This is a genomic window from Mycobacterium asiaticum, from assembly GCF_001673635.1.
Lineage (GTDB): Bacteria > Actinomycetota > Actinomycetes > Mycobacteriales > Mycobacteriaceae > Mycobacterium > Mycobacterium asiaticum_C.
In genome coordinates, this window is record NZ_LZMH01000069.1 from 505,144 (window position 1) to 521,759 (window position 16,616).

Below are 16,616 nucleotides of genomic sequence, written 5' to 3' on the forward strand. Positions count from 1 at the left end.
TTGAAACGTCGAACAATACAGCCGATTCGGGGTCGGACATGGGGTGAACCGAACGTCCGGCAAACAATCTCAAAACCAGCTCGTTCATATCAAGAGCGGACATTAGCAGCGGTGATTTATCGACGTCGCGAATAGCGCCTTCCCTCAGCAAAAACATAGGTTCAGCGGCGACAGTAGGACACTATGGCCGGGCAGTCTCCGCGGTGGATGATGACGGCCCGCGTGCTGCGCCGGACCGGGTTCGGGGCCACCGGGCCCGAGATCGACGCGGTGGCCGGACAGGACTGGCCCAATTACGTCGACACCGTGCTCAACGCAAACCCTGATGCGGACCGCGGTGCCGTCTCGACGCCGATGCCGACGCTCGCGCCGCCTCAACCGCCGGGCAGGGGCGCCACGCCCGCGGCCCGCACGCAGTACCGGCGCCAACTCGCCGAACAGAACGATCAATTGGTCCGGTGGTGGCTGGGCCGCATGGCCGCCGTCGACGTGCCCCTACATGAGAAGCTGACATTGTTGTGGCACAACCACTTTGCCACCTCGGCGCAGAAGGTGCGGGTCGCGGCGTACATGGCTGCGCAAAACCAGAAGCTGCGTATCCTGGCCCTGGGTGACTTTCGCACGCTCGCCTTCAGCATGCTGACCGACGCCGCGATGCTGCGTTGGCTGGACGGACAACTCAACTCCGCGAAAGCCCCCAACGAAAACCTGGCCCGCGAGTTCATGGAGTTGTTCGCACTGGGCCACAACAACGGCTACTCCGAGGACGACGTGCGCGCCGGCGCGCGAGCGCTGACGGGCTGGACCATCGGCGACGGCCAGGCGGTGCTGGTGCCGCGGCTCCACGACCCGACGCCCAAGACGCTTTTCGGGAGCACCGGTGATTTCGACGCGGACGGCTTCTGCGATGCCGTACTGGCTCAGCCGCAGTCTGCGGCGTACGTTGCCGGGCGGCTGTGGCAACAACTGGCCTCGGACGAGCCGGCGTCACCTTCGGCGTTGAGCCGTATCGTCGCCGCCTACGGCACACGGCGCGACCTCAAGGCCCTGACGCGCGCCATCCTGGTGGACGACGAATTCACCGGCGGGCGAGCGACCGTCGTCAACACCCCGGTTGAATGGCTGGTCGGTGTGGTCCGGATGCTCAAGGTCTCCGTCGACGCCCACGCCAAGTTGCTCGACGCGACACTCAAGGCACTGGGACATCGGCCGTTTTTCCCCACCGACGTCAATGGCTGGCCCCGTGGCCAGGTTTGGCTGTCCACCGCGTCGGCCCGCACCCGGCTGCGCGCGGCGATCGCGCTGGCGCGAGACGCCGACCTGTCCCTGTTGGACGGCGTGCCGACCGGCGAGCGCATCGACGCGGTCGGCTACCTGATCGGCGTCGGCGCCTGGACCGATCGGACCGTCGAGGCGCTGCGACCGGTGATCCGCAGACCGGCGCAGTTGGTTGCCGCCGCGGTCAACACACCGGAGTACCTGACCTCATGAATCGCCGTAAGTTCCTCGTCGGCGGCGCGGGCGTCGGCGCGATCGGGTTGCTGTCCGGCACCGTGGCCGTCGGTTGGGACGATTTGTTGCACGCGGCCCACGAGAGACCGCTGACCGACAACGTCGGCATCCTGGTGATCGTCACGCTGTATGGCGGCAACGACGGGATCAACACGGTGATTCCGTACGCGGACAACGCCTATCACGATGCCCGCCCGGAATTGGCGTATACCCCGGAACACGTCTTGCGGCTCGACGCACAGCTCGGACTGAATCCCGCACTGTCCGGACTTGCTCAACTCTGGGAGCAACGGCAACTCGCGATCGTGCGGGGCGTGGGCTATCCCAAACCCGATCACAGCCACTTCCGGTCCATGGACATCTGGCAGACCGCGTCACCGGCCGAACCCGTGCCGACGGGCTGGATCGGGCGGTGGCTGGATGCCACCGGGGACGACCCGCTGCGGGCGGTGAACATCGGCAGCGTGCTGCCGCTGGTTGGGGTCGGCGAAAAGCACACGGCGGCAGCGCTGTCGACGACTACAGTGCCGGCCGGGCGGGCCGGCCGGACGGACATGTTCCGGCCGACGATCCAGGCTCTCGGGGTCGACGATCCGACCGATACGCCCGCGATGGCCGCCGTGCGCCAGTCCTATCGCGCCGCGCGAACCACCGAGGCGGCCTTCGCACCGATCACCGCGCAACAGGACGAAAACAACGCCCTGGCAAGCCGGTTGAGCATGGTCGCCGCCGCGATCCTTGCCCGCGTGCCGACCCGGGTGTACCTCGTGCACCTCGGCGGTTTCGACACCCACGCCAACGAGCGCGGCACCCAGCAGCGGCTATTGCGGACCTTCGACGAAGCAATCAGCGGCTTCCTGCAGAAGATGGCACCCGATCCCTGTGGCCGCAACGTCGTGGTGCTGGCTTACTCCGAGTTCGGGCGGCGGGTGGCGGCCAACGCCTCGCAGGGCACCGACCACGGCACCGCCGGGCCGGCCTTCCTCGCCGGCGCTTCGGTCAAGGGCGGGTTCTACGGCGAGGACCCGAGCCTGATCGACCTCGATCACGGAGACCTGAAGTACACCACCGATTTCCGCGACGTCTACCACGACCTGCTGGTGCACACCCTGACCACCGACCCCACCCCGTCGGTTGGAACCGGACGGTCCGGAATCGGGTTCTTATAGGACGCTGACGCAGTCGCGGGCGATGGCCAGTTCCTCGTCGGTCGGCACCACCAGGACCGCAATCCGCGAATCGTCGGTGGAGATGCGCCGCGTCCCGGAGCCGGTGCCGTTGCGCTCCTCGTCCAACTCGATACCCAACTCGACCAGGCCTGCCAGCGCATCCCGCCGCACCGTCGCGGCATGCTGGCCGATCCCGGCGGTGAAGCTCACCACGTCGGTGTGACCCAACACCGCCAGGTAGGCACCGATGTATTTGCGTAGCCGGTGAATGAACACATCGTAGGCGAGTTTGGCTGCGGCGTCGCCGGATTCGATCATCGACCGCAGCCGCCGGAAGTCCCGCTCACCCGCCAGGCCCTGCACCCCGGACTTCTTGTTGAGCATCGATTCAATCTCGTCGACGTCCATCTTCGCGGTGCGCCACAGGTAGCTGTACACGCCGGGGTCGATGTCACCGCTGCGGGTGCCCATCACCAGACCCTCTAACGGCGTCAAACCCATCGATGTCTCGACCGGCCGGCCACCGACGATCGCTGATGCCGACGCACCGTTGCCCAGGTGCAGCACAATCTGATTCACGATCTCCAGCGGCTTGCCAAGGAACTCGGCGGCCTGCTGGCTGACGTACTCGTGCGAAGTGCCGTGGAAGCCGTACCGGCGAATGTCCCACTTCTCGGCCAGCTCCCGTTCGATGGCATAGGTGGCGGCCGCCGGGGGAAGGTGATGGAAGAACGCGGTATCGAACACCGCGATGTGCGGAACCTCGGGTAGCAGCTTGCGGGCGACCTCGATACCCTGCAGCGCGGGCGGGTTGTGCAGCGGCGCCAGCGGCGACAGCTTCTCCAGTTCGGCGATCACCTCGTCGTCAAGCCGCGTCGGCCGGTGAAACCGCTTGCCGCCGTGCACCACCCGGTGTCCCACCGCCACCAGCCCGCAGTGCTTCAGATCGATCCCGTCCTCGGCCAGCAGATCGAACGCGCGACGCAACGCGGCATCGTGGTCGGCGACATCCGAGGAGGGTTCCCCGATCTGCTCGACGCTGCCACTGAACCGCGACGCCCCGGAGTCGGGATCGACGAGCTGGAATTTCAGCGACGACGAGCCGGAGTTGATCACCAGCACCAGCCGGTCAGCCATGGACGTCCTGTGCCTGAATCGCCGTGATCGCAACGGTATTGACGATGTCCTCGATCAGCGCACCGCGGGACAGGTCGTTGACCGGCTTGCGCAACCCCTGCAAAACCGGTCCCACCGCTATCGCTCCGGCCGAACGCTGCACGGCCTTGTAGGTGTTGTTGCCGGTATTGAGGTCCGGGAAGATCAGCACGGTGGCACGCCCGGCCACCGGGGAATCCTTCATCTTGGTCGCTGCGACCGACGGGTCGACGGCCGCGTCGTATTGAATCGGCCCTTCCACCAGCAGGTCCGGCTGCCGGGACCGCACGATTTCGGTTGCCTCCCTGACCTTCTCGACATCCTCGCCCGAACCCGAGGTGCCGGTGGAGTAGGACAGCATCGCCACCCGCGGCTCGATGCCGAACTGCGCGGCCGTGCGCGCCGACGAGATCGCGATGTCGGCGAGCTGCTCGGGCGACGGGTTCGGCACGATCGCGCAGTCGCCATAGGCCAGCACCCGGTCCGGTAGACACATCAGGAAGATGCTGGACACCGTCGAGACATCCGGAACCGTACGGATGATCTCCAGCGCGGGCCGGACGGTGTGCGCCGTGGTGTGCACGGCGCCGGACACCATGCCGTCGACGAGGCCGTTGTACACCAGCATGGTCCCGAAGTACGTTGCGTCGTGGATGATTTCGCGGGCATGCTCCAGCGTGACGCCTTTGGCCTTGCGCAGCTCGGCGTACTGTTCGGCGAACTGCTCATGCAGGTCGCTGGTGCGCGGGTCGATCACCGTCGCGTCGTCCAGACTGACGCCGAGTTCTGCTGCGCGCAAACGCACTTGAGCTTCGTCGCCCAGGATCGTCAGGTCGGCGACCGAGCGTTGCAGCAACCGGCCCGCCGACTTGAGGATCCGATCGTCCTCACCCTCGGGCAGGACGATGCGCTGACGGTCCGCCCTGGCCCGTTCCTGCAGCTGGTGAGTGAACATCTGCGGTGTGGTGACCGTCGGGATCGGAATGGTGAGCTGTTCGAGCAGGTCGGTGATGTCGACGTGGCGGCCCATCAGCTCCAGCGCGGTGTCGATCTTGCGCTGCGAGGATGCGGTCAGCCGACCGCGCGCCGATGCCGCCGCGCTGGCCGTGTCGTAGGTCCCCAGGTCGGTGGCGATGATCGGCAGGCGCAGCCGCAACCCCTCGACCAGGGCAGCGATGGAGGGATGCAGCTCGAAGCCACCGTTGAGGACGATGCACGACAACGACGGAAAGCCTTGTGCCGCATGGGCGCTGGCTACCGCGAGCACCACGTCCGAGCGGTCGCCGGGCGTGATCACCGCCATCCCGTCGCGCAGCCGCTCCAGCACGTGGTCGGCGGTCATCCCGGCGACCAGCACTCCCATCACCTCGCGCTGGGCCAGCGGTGCGTCGCCGCGCACCGGGGTGCCGTTGACCGCCTCGGTCAATTCGGCCACCGTCGGTGCGGCCAACAGCGGTTCCTCGGGCAGCACATAGCCCCGTGGCGTGAATTCTTCCAAAGCTTCGGCAACCGAGGCTAATTCGGCCGGGTCACACCGGTTGGCCACCACGGCGGCGGGGTGCGCGCGTTGTGCGGACAGCTCGGCCAGACACACGTCGACGACGGCGGCGATCTCGTCGGGGGTGCGGCCCTTGGCACGCACGGTCAGCAGCACCGGCGCGCCCAGATTCACCGCGATCCGGGCGTTGACCGACAATTCGGCCGGGGTGCCCACGTCGGAGTAGTCGCTACCAACGATCACCACCGCGTCACACTCTGCGGCCATCGCGTGATACCGGTCGACGATCGTGGCGATCGCGCCATCGCGGTCATCGTGCAGTTGCTGGTAGGTGACGCCCGCACACTGTTCGTAGGGCAGAGCCGCGGTGGAGTGCTCCAGGAGCATCTCGAGAATGTAGTCCGGGGCGGGGCCGGGCCGGGTAATCGGCCGGAACACACCGACTTTGGCGACGGTGGCGGCCAGCCGGTGCAGCAGCCCGAGCGCAATGGTCGACTTGCCTGTCTCCGGCTCGGGTGCGGCGATGTAGATGCTGGCCGGAACGGCCTGCCCTTCAGGCAAGCTTGCGCAACCTCGGCGCGAGGTCCTTTTCGAACAGCTCGAGGAAGCGGCGCTGGTCGTGTCCGGGCGCGTGGAACACCAGGTGGTTCAGGCCCCACGTCACGTACTGGCCGACCTTCTCGACGGCCTCGTCGGGGTCGGATGCCACGATCCACCGTTTCGCGATCTGCTCGATCGGCAGCGCGTCGGCGGCCTTCTCCATTTCGATCGGATCGTCGATGCTGTGCTTCTGCTCGGCCGAGAGGGACAGCGGCGCCCAGAATCGGGTGTTCTCCAGAGACAGGTCCGGGTCGGTGTCGTAGGAGATCTTGATCTCGATCATCTTGTCGATCTCGTCGATGTTGCGGTCGTTGATCGCCGCGCCCTCCTTGACCGCCGGGATCAGCTTCTCGGTGTAGAGCTCTTCGCCCTTGCCGGAGGTGCAGATGAAACCGTCGCCGGCGCGGCCCGCGTACTTGGCCACTGCGGGGCCACCGGCGGCGATGTACACCGGGACGCCGCCCTCGGGCACGTCGTAGATCGAGGCGCCCTTGGTCCGGTAGTACTCGCCGTCGAAGTCGACACGGTCGCCGCGCCACAACTCGCGCATCAGCCGGACCGACTCACGCAGCCGGGCGAAGCGCTCCTTGAACTCCGGCCAGTCGCCCTCGTATCCGGTGGCGATCTCGTTCAGCGCCTCGCCGGTGCCCACGCCAAGGAAGATGCGGTTCGGGTAGAGGCACGACATGGTCGCGAAGGCCTGCGCGATCACGGCGGGGTTGTACCGGAACGTGGGAGTCAGCACCGAGGTGCCCAGCTGCAGCCGCTCGGTGCGTTCGCCGACAGCGGTCATCCAGGCCAGCGAGAACGGCGCGTGGCCGCCCTTGTGCCGCCACGGCTGGAAGTGGTCGCTGACGGTGGCGCTGTCCATGCCGTGCGCTTCGGCAAGAACGGCCAGTTCGACGAGCTCACGGGGTGCGAATTGCTCAGCGGACGCTTTGTATCCGAGTTTCAGTTCAGCCACCAGTCTTTTCTACTCCTACTGTTCTGGTCGCGACCCGCTGCGCCCGGCTTCGCCGCGCTTGCGATCGCTCCCACCCTTCTGGTCGCGACCCGCTGCGCCCGGCTTCGCCGCGCTTGCGATCGCTCCTACCCGCCCGCCCCCTACACTCGCGGCCATGAGCCAGACGGAGCTTGTTCAAGTCACCGACACCGTCCACCTCGCGCACGGTCCTGCTGTGAATTGGGTGTTGGTCACCGACGACACCGGCGTGATGCTGATCGACGCCGGATATCCGGGTGACCGCGAGGAGGTGCTGAACTCGCTGCGCAAGCTGGGCTACGGTCCGGCGGACCTGCGCGCGATCGTGCTCACGCACGCACATATCGACCACTTCGGCACCGCGATCTGGTTCGCCAAGGAGCACGGCACGCCGGTGTACTGCCACGCCGAGGAGGTGGGCCACGCCAAGCGCGAGTACCTGGAGCAGGTGTCGGTGGCCGATCTCGCGCTCCGGCTCTGGCGTCCTCGCTGGGCGGTGTGGACCGCGCATGTGGTGCGCAGCGGCGGGTTGGTCCGCGACGGCATTCCGACCGCGCAGCCGTTGACGCCGGACATCGCGGCGAGCTTGCCCGGCCATCCGAGGCCCGTTTTCAGTCCCGGGCACACCCACGGGCATTGCTCATACTTGGTCGACGGCGTGCTGGCCAGCGGCGACGCGCTGGTCACCGGGCACCCGCTGATACGCCACGACGGGCCGCAACTGCTGCCGGCGATCTTCAGTCACAGTCAGGAGGACTGCATCCGCACGCTGTCGGCGCTGGCGCTGCTGGACACCGAGATCCTGGCGCCGGGGCATGGTCCCTTGTGGCGCGGGCCCATCCGCGAAGCGACCGAGGCGGCTCTGAAGAAAGCCCGCTAACTCGCCAGGCCCAGGTGCTCGCGCAGCGTCGCCCCGGTGTACTCGGTGCGGTAGGCGCCCCGCTCCTGTAGTAGCGGCACCACTCGGTCGACGAACTCGTCGAGGCCGTGCGGCGTGAGGTGGGGAACCAGGATGAACCCGTCGCAGGCGTCGGCCTGGACGTAGCGGTCCACCTCGTCGGCGATGTGGGCGGCGGTGCCGACGAACTGTTGCCTGCTGGTCACCGCGATCACCAACTCGCGGATCGATAGCCCCTCCGCCTCGGCACGTTCCCGGAAACGCCGGGCCACCGCGACCGGGTCGCCGTGCCGGACCCGGCCCTGGGTGATGTCACTGTCGACGACCGGATCGAAATCGGGCAGTGGGCCGTCGGGATCGAAGCCGGTGAGCTCGCGGCCCCACACCTGTTCGAGCATCGTGATCGCGGTCGCGCCGCTGACCTGCTGATAACGAATGTAGCGCGCCTTGTCCTGGGCCTCCTCGTCGGTGTCCCCCAGCACAAACGTCGCGGCGGGAAAGACCTTGACCTGCTCGGGATCTCGGCCGGCGGCCCGCACGCGGCCCTTGACGTCGGCGTAGTACCGGCGGCCGTCCTCCAATGACCCGTGCAGGGTGAACAACGCGTCGGCATACCGAGCGCCGAACGCGCGGCCCTCGTCGGAGTCGCCGGCTTGCAGCAGCACCGGGTGACCCTGCGGCCCAGCGGGTAGCGTCGCGAAGCCGCGCACGTCGAACTGCTCGCCGGAGTGGTCGACGCTGCGGATGCCGTCCGGATTGACATACACCCGTTTGCTGCGGTCGGCGACGATGGCGTCGGGCGCCCAGCTGTCCCAGAATGTCCGGGCGACGGTGACGAATTCCTCGGCCCGCCGGTAGCGGTCCGCATGGTGCAGGAACCCGCCGCGCCGGAAGTTCGCACCGGTGAACGCATCCGACGAGGTGACGATGTTCCAGCCGGCGCGGCCTTCCGACAGGTGGTCGAGCGTGGCGAATTGCCTTGCCACTTCGAAAGGTTCGTTGAAGGTGGTATTGATGGTCCCGGTGAGCCCGATCCGGTCGGTGACTCCGGCCAGCGCCGCGAGCACGGTGAAGGTGTCCGGCCGGCCGACGACATCCAGGTCGTGGATGCGCCCGCGGTGCTCGCGCAGTCGCAGGCCCTCGGCCAGGAAGAAGAAGTCGAACAATCCGCGTTCGGCGGTGCGGGCGAGATGGACGAAGGAGTCGAACTCGACCTGGCTGCCGGCGGTGGGGTCGGTCCACACCGTCGTGTTGTTGACCCCGGGAAAGTGACCCGCCAAGTGAATGGGCTTGCGACTCATGGGGTTATCCCCCACCTCCGGGCAATCAGCTCATGCGATCGCAGGCGGTCCTCATGGCGGTGGGTGACCGAGGTGACGACGAGTTCGTCGGCACCGGTGACCCGTTGCAGGGCCTGCAGACGTTCGGCGACCTCGTCAGGGTTGCCCACGAATTGCGTTGCGATACGGTCTTTTACCAGCGCCAGCTGTTCCTCGGTGAGCGGTCCGCACGCATCGGGTTCGGGATAGGGCATTGCGCCGACGCCGGTTCGGATCGAGTAGACCCAGTGCCCGTAGCCCGCAGCCAGTCGCTGGGCGGTAGCGGTGTCGTCGGCCACCACGATGTCGGCCGAGACCACCACGTAGGGGCGCTCCAGCGCGGCCGACGGCACGAAGCTTTGCCGGTACGCCTCGACGGCTTCCAGCGCGGTGGCGGGGGTGATGTGGTAGCTGGCGACAAAGGGCAGTCCCAGCGCACCGGCCACCCGGGCGCTTTGTCCCCGGCTGCTGCCAAAGATCCACGGCCGCAGGCCCGAATGCTCGCCCGGTACCGCGTGGACGTCGAACTCCCCCGCGTGGTACGTGCCTTCAAGGAAGGCGAGAATGTCACGCACCTGTTCGTCGAAGTCCGGTGAGATCGCCTCGGGCTGTTGCAGGATCGCCATGGTGGCCTGCAGCCGTTCGAGGTCGAGCAACCCGCGCAGATCGAACGGGGCTGGCACCACCACTCCGTCGACCTCATGCCATTGTCGCGGCGGGCGGGGGTCTCTGGGCGGCTTGGGTTTGCGCTCGTCCGACCGGCGCTGCCCGGAGCGGCCGACGCCCAGGTCGATGCGCCCGGGGTAGAAGGCGTCGAGCATGCCGAAGTTCTCAACGACGGCAATCGCGGTGGTGTAGCCCAGCTGGACCGCGGCCGCGCCAACCCGAATTCGGTTGGTGGCGGCGGCGATCTGGCCGATCAGGACCGCCGGCGACGAACTGGCGACGCCGACGAAGTGGTGCTCGGCCACCCAGTAGCGTTTGAAGCCCCACTGCTCGGCCCGCTGCGCCAGATCGATGGTGTTGCGCAACGCGGTGGTCGCGTCGCTGCCGGCGCTGATCGGCGCCAGGTCCAGGATTGACAACGGGATCATCGGTTCACCGCCACATATCGATTGGGTGCCACCGGTAACCCGAGCCGCTCGCGCAGCGTCTCGGATTCCCGGTATTGGGTGCGGAATTGGCCGGCACGTTGCAAAAGCGGCACCACCTGGTCGGCGATCACCGCAAGATCGGTGGCGTGCACGGCCGGACGCAGGCGCGCCCCGTCGAAACCCGCGCGTTGCCAACCCAGCAGCAGGTCCACCAGTTCGATCGGGGTGCCGGTCCATACCCAGGTGTCAGAGCGGAAGTCGTCCTGCCCGTGAAACGAGACCACGAGGTCGGCAAACACTTTCAGGTGTTCGCTGATGCCGCGCACTTCGTCGAGGATGCGGCTCGCGCCGGCTTCGTCGGCGGGAGTTACCAAAACCAGGTCGGAGGTTTCGGCTGCAAAGTGATACACGGGTGTGGCGTGGGCGAGGGCGGCCACCACCGGCTGACCTTGCGGCGGCCGCGGCGTGATTGACGGGCCCTTCACGGAAAAGTACTTCCCGGTGAAATCGATGTAGTGCAGCTTGTCCCGGTCGATGTAGCGGCCCGTGTAGACGTCGCGGATTACCGCGTCATCCTCCCAGCTGTCCCACAACCTGCGCACCACGTCGACGAATTCGACTGCCTCGTCGAACAATTCGGCAGGGTTGATGGTTCGGCGCCCGAACAGGGCCGCCTCGTGGGCGGTGCCGCTGACGCGGGGCTGCCAACCCGCCCGGCCGTGCGATACGAAGTCCAGCGTGGCAATGGCTTTGGAGACATGGAAGGGTTCGGTATGAGTGACCGTAGCCACCGGGATCAGCCCGATATGCCGAGTGAGCGGCGCGATGCGCGCAGCGGTGAGCACCGCGTCCCCACGCCCGGTCAGTCGGTCCGGATGCATCCGGGAGCTGCGGCCGATCTGGGGCATCAGCGAGTCGTCGATGGTGAGGAAGTCCAGCAGCCCGCGTTCGGCGGTGACCGCCAGATCGGCCCAGTAGTTTCCGCTGAGCACCGAGCGGGTCTCGGACGTCAATGCCCACGCGTGGGTGTGCCAGCCATACCCGTCGAGGGCCACGCCCAGATGAAACGTCATGTCTGTTCCCGTTGGAGGGTTTTCAGGAAGGCCACCGGGAACACCGGGCCCCGGGCGGGCAGCGGTTCGGCCAACCGGGTGTAGCCGGTGGCCTGGTAGAGCTCTTCGGCCTCGGGCTGACGATCACCGGTTATCAGGTACACCCTGGTGTAACCGCGGGCGGCGATCTGAGATTCCAGCGCCGCCAGCAGCGCCGTTGCGTAGCCGCGGCGGCGGTGGTCGCGGTGGGTCCATATCCGCTTGAGTTCGGCCGTCTCGGCGTCGAATCGGCAGAATGCGCCGCCGGTCACCGGCTCCCCGTCCACGACGCCGATCAACATGCCCCCGTTCGGCTCGGCGAACTCACCGTCCGGGCTGTCGACGAGCCACGCCAAGTAGCGCGCCGGCTCGCCGCCGTAGCGCTCCGCGTACTCGTCGGCCAGCGCCACAAGCAGGGGCTGAGCCAGTGGATCTTGCAATGCGGTCGCGATGAAGCGCAGTCGATCCCCGTTAGCGGCTGTCACTTGACCCGTTCCCGTCACTGCTTGCGGCCAGGATCGCGGTGACGTATCGGGGCGTGATCGCCATTTCGTGTGAACTGACCGGTCGCCGGCCGCCCAGCCCGGTGGCGGTCAATAGGTCAACCAGCGTGCGGTCGGTGGTGTGCCACCCGTGCGCCGCCAAATATTCTGACACCGAACGGAATTCGGCCTCATAGGTGACCTTGGTCAGGTCGATGTCCAGCCCCTGCTGACGCCAGCCATCGAGGAATGCCCGGCCCTCCTCCAGCTGCTCCGGAGTCCACGGCAGGTGATCGGCAGCGAACCAGCTGCCGGCCGCGCTCATCGAGGTGATGTCGCGTAATAGCCGATCCTGAGCGTCCGGCGGCAGGTAGCCGACGAGCAGGTTTTCGGCGACCCAGACGGTGCGTTGGGCCGGGTCGAATCCGACTCGGCGCAACGCGGTCAACCAATCACCGCGGAGATCGACGCCCAGCGCGTACCGGTGTGCGGTCAGTTTGGCGCCGACCTGGTGCAGGACTTGCTCTTTGAAGTCCACCACCTTGGACCGATCGATCTCGTAGAACCGCATTCCGGACGGCCACCACAACCGGAACGCCCGAGTGTCCAGGCCACATCCCAGGTTCACCACCTGCCGGATACCGGCCCTGGCGGCGCTGGTCAACAGCTCGTCCAGGAACCGGCCGTGCACGGCGAGGACATTGATCATGCCCGTCATCGTGGGATCGTTGCCGCCGTCGGTCGCATAACGGTCGTCCTCGATGACCCGGATGAAGAAATCCACGCCGGCCGCCCGCACCAACGCTTCGGCAAAGGGATCGTCAAGCAGGCCCTTGTTGGTGCCCACCGCCCTGGCGACCGCACCGAAGGTGGCCGTCATACCGACGCCGGTAGCCAGATCCCACGTGTCGCCGTCCTCGCGTACCAAACCGGCCGACCTTTCAGCCGTCCGAACGTCGCCGGGCGGCCAGTTCGACCGCCGCGCGCCAGCCGAGCAGGAACACCGCGGTCACCGTCGAGGCCACCGCGATGAACGCCACCGCCACGCTGGCCGAACTTGCTTTCCGCAACAGCATGCCGACCAGCACGGTCGATACCCACACGATCACACCGGTCGGCGCCACCGCCGTCGGCCGCCGCCAGCCCCGCGACAATAGCCAGCCCACCGCCGTACCGGTCAGAAACGGCCAGGCCGTCGTCGCGAGGCCGCTGGCGGTGACGCCTTCGTCGTGGCTGCGACGCCCCAGTGCGCAAAACACCAGAACGGCCACGACATCGGTCACCAGCCAGCCCAGCCAGGCCGGCCCCCGCCGTGGTTGCATGCAGCGAGACTACCGGGCAAGGGCAGGATTGAGGCATGAGCACCGCTGCAAGTAACTCGACCACGCCCGCCTTCGATCCCTACGACCCACTCGGTTTGGACGCGTCGTTGTCCGACGACGAAATCGCCGTGCGCGACACGGTGCGGGCATTCTGCGCCGAGCAGGTGATCCCGTATGTGGGCCAGTGGTTCGAGGACGGCGACCTTCCGGTGGCGCGCGAATTGGCCAAGCAGTTCGGTGAACTGGGGTTGCTGGGCATGCATCTGCATGGCTATGGATGCGGCGGTGCGTCCGCGGTGCACTATGGCCTGGCGTGCCTGGAGCTCGAAGCCGCCGATTCCGGTATCCGGTCGCTGGTGTCGGTGCAGGGCTCGCTGGCGATGTTCGCGATCTGGAATAACGGCTCCGAGGAGCAGAAGCAGCGGTGGTTGCCCGGCATGGCGGCGGGCGAGCTCATCGGCTGCTTCGGGCTGACCGAGCCCGACGTCGGATCCGACCCGGCCGCGATGAAGACGCGGGCCAGGCGCGACGGGTCGGACTGGGTGCTCAACGGCCGCAAGATGTGGATCACCAACGGATCGATCGCCGACCTGGCTGTGGTGTGGGCCGCGACGGACGAGGGGATCCGGGGGTTCATCGTGCCGACCGACACCCCGGGTTTCGCGGCGAACACGATCCATCACAAGCTGTCGCTGCGGGCCTCGATCACCAGCGAATTGGTGCTCGACGACGTCCGGTTGCCCGCCGATGCTCTGCTGCCCGGGGCCACCGGTCTGAAGGGGCCGCTGGCGTGTCTGTCGGAGGCGCGCTACGGAATCATCTGGGGCTCGATGGGCGCGGCACGCTCAGCCTGGCAGTCCGCGCTCGAATACGCGACGCAACGCACCCAGTTCGGCCGACCGATCGCCGGCTTCCAGCTGACTCAGGCCAAGCTCGTCGACATGGCGGTCGAGTTGCACAAGGGCCAATTGCTGTCGCTGCACCTGGGCCGCCTGAAGGACGGGGTCGGCCTGCGCCCCGACCAGGTCAGCTTCGGCAAGCTCAACAACACCCGGGAGGCGATCGAGATCTGTCGCACCGCACGAACCATATTGGGCGGCAATGGGATATCGCTGGAATACCCGGTGATTCGGCACATGGTCAACCTGGAGTCCGTGCTCACCTACGAAGGCACCCCGGAGATGCACCAGCTGGTTCTCGGCCAAGCGTTCACCGGCGTGGCCGCCTTCCGGTAGCACCCTTACGTCGTCTGCTGCCAGTTGCTGACGGCCGACGCGTACAAGAAGATGGTGATGTCGGATTCGGAGGTAACCGGTGAAAGTAATTGCACGCCTGGTCATTGCCGTTGGCTTGTCTGTCGCCCTGGCACCCGCGGCCGACGCCGACCCCGCCGGCGAGCTGCCGCCGATGCCATCCACCGGCAGCGGCCCGGTCGTCGGCGGCGGCGCCAATGCCGCCATCGGGCAGCAGCTGTTCAGTTTCCACGATGCCAACGTGCAAGAGGTCGACGGTAACGACGCCGCTGGATTCATCACTGCCGCAGCGGGTCTCACCAACCGCGACCTCGCGACCGTGTTCCAGCCGTTGCAGCGGGCGTTGGGGTGTCAGACGAACAACGCGGGTTTCGGTGCGCGCGCCTACCGTAGGGCCGACGGGCAATGGGGCGGCGGAATGCTGGTGATCGCCAAGAGCAGCGTGAAGGACGTCGAAGCATTGAAGGCGTGCGTGAAGAACAGTTGGCGCCGGGCCACCGTGGGCACGCCGACATCCATGTGCAACAGCGGGTGGAGCTACCCGCCGTACAGCGACACCCGCCGCGGCGAGGGCTATTTCGTCCTGCTGGCCGGAACCAACTCGGACTTCTGCGGTCCGCCGAATGCCAACTTCCGGAGCACCGCGAGTTCGTGGCCCACCTAGATATCGAGAACGCACTTGAGCTGCAGAAACGTGTGATTACTCCGTTCTTTCGGAGTTAGACTTCCGCAATGTTTTCGGAGACGCGCTACGCGCAGAACGGGGACTTACGGGTCGCCTATCGCGCGTCTAGTGCAGGCCCACGCGACATTGTGTTCGTCCCGAACTGGTTCACGTGCTGCGAGCTCTTCCCGGAACTACCGCCCATCCAGGGCTGGGCCGAGGCGATGACATCGCTGGGTCGGCTGATCTTCTTCGACCAGCTGGGCACCGGAGCGTCCGACCCGGTCACACCGGGCGCGCTGCCGACCTTGGAGCAGTGGGCCGACAGCATCACCGCAGTGTTGGACGATCTCGGCAGCTCGGAGGCGGTCCTCGTCGCAATCGACGGAGCGTTGGCACCAGCTGCTTTGTTCGCCGCAACATATCCGTCCCGTACAGCGGCGCTGGTCTTGCTTGAGAGCTACGCGATTCCGCTTTCGGAACGCACTGGGATGGATCCTGGCGAAGTCCTCGGTGCCATGACGGCGATGTGGGGCACGGGCGAGTTCAACCATGTGCTCAATCCGGACATGCCGTGGAACGAGCAGATCCGTGCAGCGTGGGCACGAGAGGAACGCCTGGCTGCGAGCCCGTGGACACTTTCCCTCATGCTCCCGATTGTGGTTGAAATGGATGTGCGGGCGGTACTTCCGTCCGTGCGCGTGCCGACACTCGTCGTGCAGCACAGCGACGATCCGATGATCACGCCGGCCATGGGGCGAGCCGTCGCAGACCACATATCGGGCGCCAAATACGTTGAGTTGCCTGGCCGCAACATGTACCACTTCGTCGAACCGTGGCGCGATTCCTTCCGTCACATCGCCGAGTTTCTGACCGGCGAGCAGGCCGCGGTGAATGATGATCGGGTTTTGGCGACGGTGTTGTTCACCGACATCGTAAATTCGACGCGGCGGGCCGCTGAGATGGGTGACCGGGATTGGCATGCGCTGCTGGATGCGCACGACGCGGTGGTGCGGTCGCAACTGTCTCGGTTCCGGGGTCGCGAGGTGAACACGTCCGGTGATGGCTTCCTGGCGATGTTTGACGGCCCGCAGCGGGCGATCCGTTGCGCGATGGCTATTCGGGATGCGGTGCAGGCGTTGGGTATTGAGGTGCGGGCCGGTTTGCATACCGGTGAGTGCGAAGTCCGCGGTGATGACATCGGCGGGATCTCGGTGCACATCGGGGCGCGGGTGAGCGCGTTGGCGGGGCCCAACGAGGTGCTGGTGTCGAGCACGCTGCGCGATCTGGTGATCGGGTCCGGGCTGGAGTTCGAGGACCGCGGCGCGCATCAGCTCAAGGGCGTGCCGGGTGAGTGGCGTTTGTTCGCCGTCTAAAACGGTGGTGGTTCGTCGTCGGTGGGTGGTGGTAGGGCGGCGTGGTCGCAGGTCTGAGATTGAGGGTTCAGTCGCGCGTTGCGGTTGTGGCGGCGTTCGGTAGCGACCCGGTGGGCGCGGTGTTGGGCGCGGGTGCGGCGGCGTCGGGGCATCATGGCGGTGCGTTCGGCGCAGTAATCCTGGGGCAGGTCGGGTGGGTGG

At 66.9% G+C, this 16,616-nt stretch carries 15 protein-coding genes and 1 pseudogene; 6 read left to right on the top strand and 10 right to left on the bottom strand.

The window, feature by feature from the left end:
• The first annotated feature begins 183 nt into the window (after positions 1 to 183).
• Both A5645_RS21230 and A5645_RS21235 read left to right on the top strand, forming a co-directional pair.
• Positions 184 to 1,491, top strand: coding sequence for a DUF1800 domain-containing protein (locus A5645_RS21230; protein WP_065130885.1), 1,308 nt, complete (start codon positions 184 to 186; stop codon positions 1,489 to 1,491).
• Positions 1,488 to 2,681, top strand: coding sequence for a DUF1501 domain-containing protein (locus A5645_RS21235; protein WP_065130886.1), 1,194 nt, complete (start codon positions 1,488 to 1,490; stop codon positions 2,679 to 2,681). Before A5645_RS21230 ends, A5645_RS21235 begins: the two co-directional genes overlap by 4 nt.
• On the opposite strand, the gene A5645_RS21240 is transcribed toward A5645_RS21235, so the two are convergent.
• Genes A5645_RS21240 through fgd form a run of 3 tightly spaced genes read right to left on the bottom strand, consistent with a single transcriptional unit; the run spans position 2,676 to position 6,898 of the window.
• On the bottom strand, positions 2,676 to 3,818 hold the full coding sequence (locus A5645_RS21240) for an acetate kinase (RefSeq protein WP_065130887.1): 1,143 nt from the start codon (positions 3,816 to 3,818) through the stop codon (positions 2,676 to 2,678). The two genes, A5645_RS21235 and A5645_RS21240, sit on opposite strands and share 6 nt — an antisense overlap.
• A complete protein-coding gene (gene pta / locus A5645_RS21245; RefSeq protein WP_065130888.1) occupies positions 3,811 to 5,895 on the bottom strand; it encodes a phosphate acetyltransferase in 2,085 nt (694 codons plus the stop codon). The genes A5645_RS21240 and pta overlap by 8 nt, the downstream gene beginning before the upstream one ends.
• The gene (gene fgd / locus A5645_RS21250; protein WP_065130889.1) at positions 5,888 to 6,898 is read right to left on the bottom strand and encodes a glucose-6-phosphate dehydrogenase (coenzyme-F420); all 1,011 of its coding nucleotides are present in this window, start codon (positions 6,896 to 6,898) and stop codon (positions 5,888 to 5,890) included. The genes pta and fgd overlap by 8 nt, the downstream gene beginning before the upstream one ends.
• 154 nt (positions 6,899 to 7,052) lie before the next feature.
• Here fgd and A5645_RS21255 point away from each other — a divergent pair, with 154 nt between their 5' ends.
• Positions 7,053 to 7,796 carry an MBL fold metallo-hydrolase gene (locus tag A5645_RS21255; protein ID WP_065034464.1) on the top strand — a complete coding sequence of 248 codons (744 nt, stop codon included), beginning with the start codon at positions 7,053 to 7,055 and terminating at the stop codon, positions 7,794 to 7,796.
• On the opposite strand, the gene A5645_RS21260 is transcribed toward A5645_RS21255, so the two are convergent.
• The 6 genes from A5645_RS21260 to A5645_RS21285 form a co-directional block, all read right to left on the bottom strand.
• Positions 7,793 to 9,115: an NtaA/DmoA family FMN-dependent monooxygenase gene (locus tag A5645_RS21260; protein WP_065130890.1), complete on the bottom strand. Its 1,323-nt coding sequence runs from the start codon at positions 9,113 to 9,115 to the stop codon at positions 7,793 to 7,795. The genes A5645_RS21255 and A5645_RS21260 overlap by 4 nt on opposite strands.
• On the bottom strand, positions 9,112 to 10,227 hold the full coding sequence (locus A5645_RS21265; RefSeq protein WP_065130891.1) for an LLM class flavin-dependent oxidoreductase: 1,116 nt from the start codon (positions 10,225 to 10,227) through the stop codon (positions 9,112 to 9,114). Before A5645_RS21265 ends, A5645_RS21260 begins: the two co-directional genes overlap by 4 nt.
• Positions 10,224 to 11,300 (bottom strand): LLM class flavin-dependent oxidoreductase, encoded by a 1,077-nt coding sequence (locus A5645_RS21270; RefSeq protein ID WP_065130892.1) that lies wholly within the window; start codon positions 11,298 to 11,300, stop codon positions 10,224 to 10,226. The genes A5645_RS21265 and A5645_RS21270 overlap by 4 nt, the downstream gene beginning before the upstream one ends.
• Positions 11,297 to 11,803 carry a GNAT family N-acetyltransferase gene (locus tag A5645_RS21275; protein ID WP_065130893.1) on the bottom strand — a complete coding sequence of 169 codons (507 nt, stop codon included), beginning with the start codon at positions 11,801 to 11,803 and terminating at the stop codon, positions 11,297 to 11,299. Before A5645_RS21275 ends, A5645_RS21270 begins: the two co-directional genes overlap by 4 nt.
• Positions 11,790 to 12,680, bottom strand: coding sequence for a class I SAM-dependent methyltransferase (locus A5645_RS21280; RefSeq protein WP_081288476.1), 891 nt, complete (start codon positions 12,678 to 12,680; stop codon positions 11,790 to 11,792). Before A5645_RS21280 ends, A5645_RS21275 begins: the two co-directional genes overlap by 14 nt.
• Positions 12,681 to 12,741: 61 nt before the next feature.
• Positions 12,742 to 13,122: a DUF3054 domain-containing protein gene (locus A5645_RS21285; protein WP_065034458.1), complete on the bottom strand. Its 381-nt coding sequence runs from the start codon at positions 13,120 to 13,122 to the stop codon at positions 12,742 to 12,744.
• A gap of 35 nt (positions 13,123 to 13,157) precedes the next feature.
• Here A5645_RS21285 and A5645_RS21290 point away from each other — a divergent pair, with 35 nt between their 5' ends.
• From A5645_RS21290 to A5645_RS21300, 3 genes are all read left to right on the top strand, one after another.
• Positions 13,158 to 14,357, top strand: coding sequence for an acyl-CoA dehydrogenase (locus A5645_RS21290; RefSeq protein ID WP_065130894.1), 1,200 nt, complete (start codon positions 13,158 to 13,160; stop codon positions 14,355 to 14,357).
• Positions 14,358 to 14,436: 79 nt separating this feature from the next.
• Positions 14,437 to 15,039, top strand: coding sequence for a hypothetical protein (locus A5645_RS21295; RefSeq protein WP_065130895.1), 603 nt, complete (start codon positions 14,437 to 14,439; stop codon positions 15,037 to 15,039).
• 68 nt (positions 15,040 to 15,107) lie between these two features.
• Positions 15,108 to 16,415: an adenylate/guanylate cyclase domain-containing protein gene (locus A5645_RS21300; RefSeq protein WP_065130896.1), complete on the top strand. Its 1,308-nt coding sequence runs from the start codon at positions 15,108 to 15,110 to the stop codon at positions 16,413 to 16,415.
• Here the strand turns inward: A5645_RS21300 and A5645_RS28405 are convergent.
• Positions 16,412 to 16,616: pseudogene (locus A5645_RS28405) on the bottom strand (HNH endonuclease signature motif containing protein); the annotation flags it as partial. The gene A5645_RS21300 and the pseudogene A5645_RS28405 sit on opposite strands and share 4 nt — an antisense overlap.

Excerpts from the sequence above, each read along its gene's own strand:
- A5645_RS21230 (WP_065130885.1), top strand. The coding sequence starts at position 184 with ATGGCCGGGCAGTCTCCGCGGTGGATGATGACGGCCCGCGTGCTGCGC.
- A5645_RS21235 (WP_065130886.1), top strand. The coding sequence starts at position 1,488 with ATGAATCGCCGTAAGTTCCTCGTCGGCGGCGCGGGCGTCGGCGCGATC.
- A5645_RS21240 (WP_065130887.1), bottom strand. The coding sequence starts at position 3,818 with ATGGCTGACCGGCTGGTGCTGGTGATCAACTCCGGCTCGTCGTCGCTG.
- A5645_RS21255 (WP_065034464.1), top strand. The coding sequence starts at position 7,053 with ATGAGCCAGACGGAGCTTGTTCAAGTCACCGACACCGTCCACCTCGCG.
- A5645_RS21260 (WP_065130890.1), bottom strand. The coding sequence starts at position 9,115 with ATGAGTCGCAAGCCCATTCACTTGGCGGGTCACTTTCCCGGGGTCAAC.
- A5645_RS21265 (WP_065130891.1), bottom strand. The coding sequence starts at position 10,227 with ATGATCCCGTTGTCAATCCTGGACCTGGCGCCGATCAGCGCCGGCAGC.
- A5645_RS21270 (WP_065130892.1), bottom strand. The coding sequence starts at position 11,300 with ATGACGTTTCATCTGGGCGTGGCCCTCGACGGGTATGGCTGGCACACC.
- A5645_RS21280 (WP_081288476.1), bottom strand. The coding sequence starts at position 12,680 with ATGACGGCCACCTTCGGTGCGGTCGCCAGGGCGGTGGGCACCAACAAG.
- A5645_RS21285 (WP_065034458.1), bottom strand. The coding sequence starts at position 13,122 with ATGCAACCACGGCGGGGGCCGGCCTGGCTGGGCTGGCTGGTGACCGAT.
- A5645_RS21290 (WP_065130894.1), top strand. The coding sequence starts at position 13,158 with ATGAGCACCGCTGCAAGTAACTCGACCACGCCCGCCTTCGATCCCTAC.
- A5645_RS21300 (WP_065130896.1), top strand. The coding sequence starts at position 15,108 with ATGTTTTCGGAGACGCGCTACGCGCAGAACGGGGACTTACGGGTCGCC.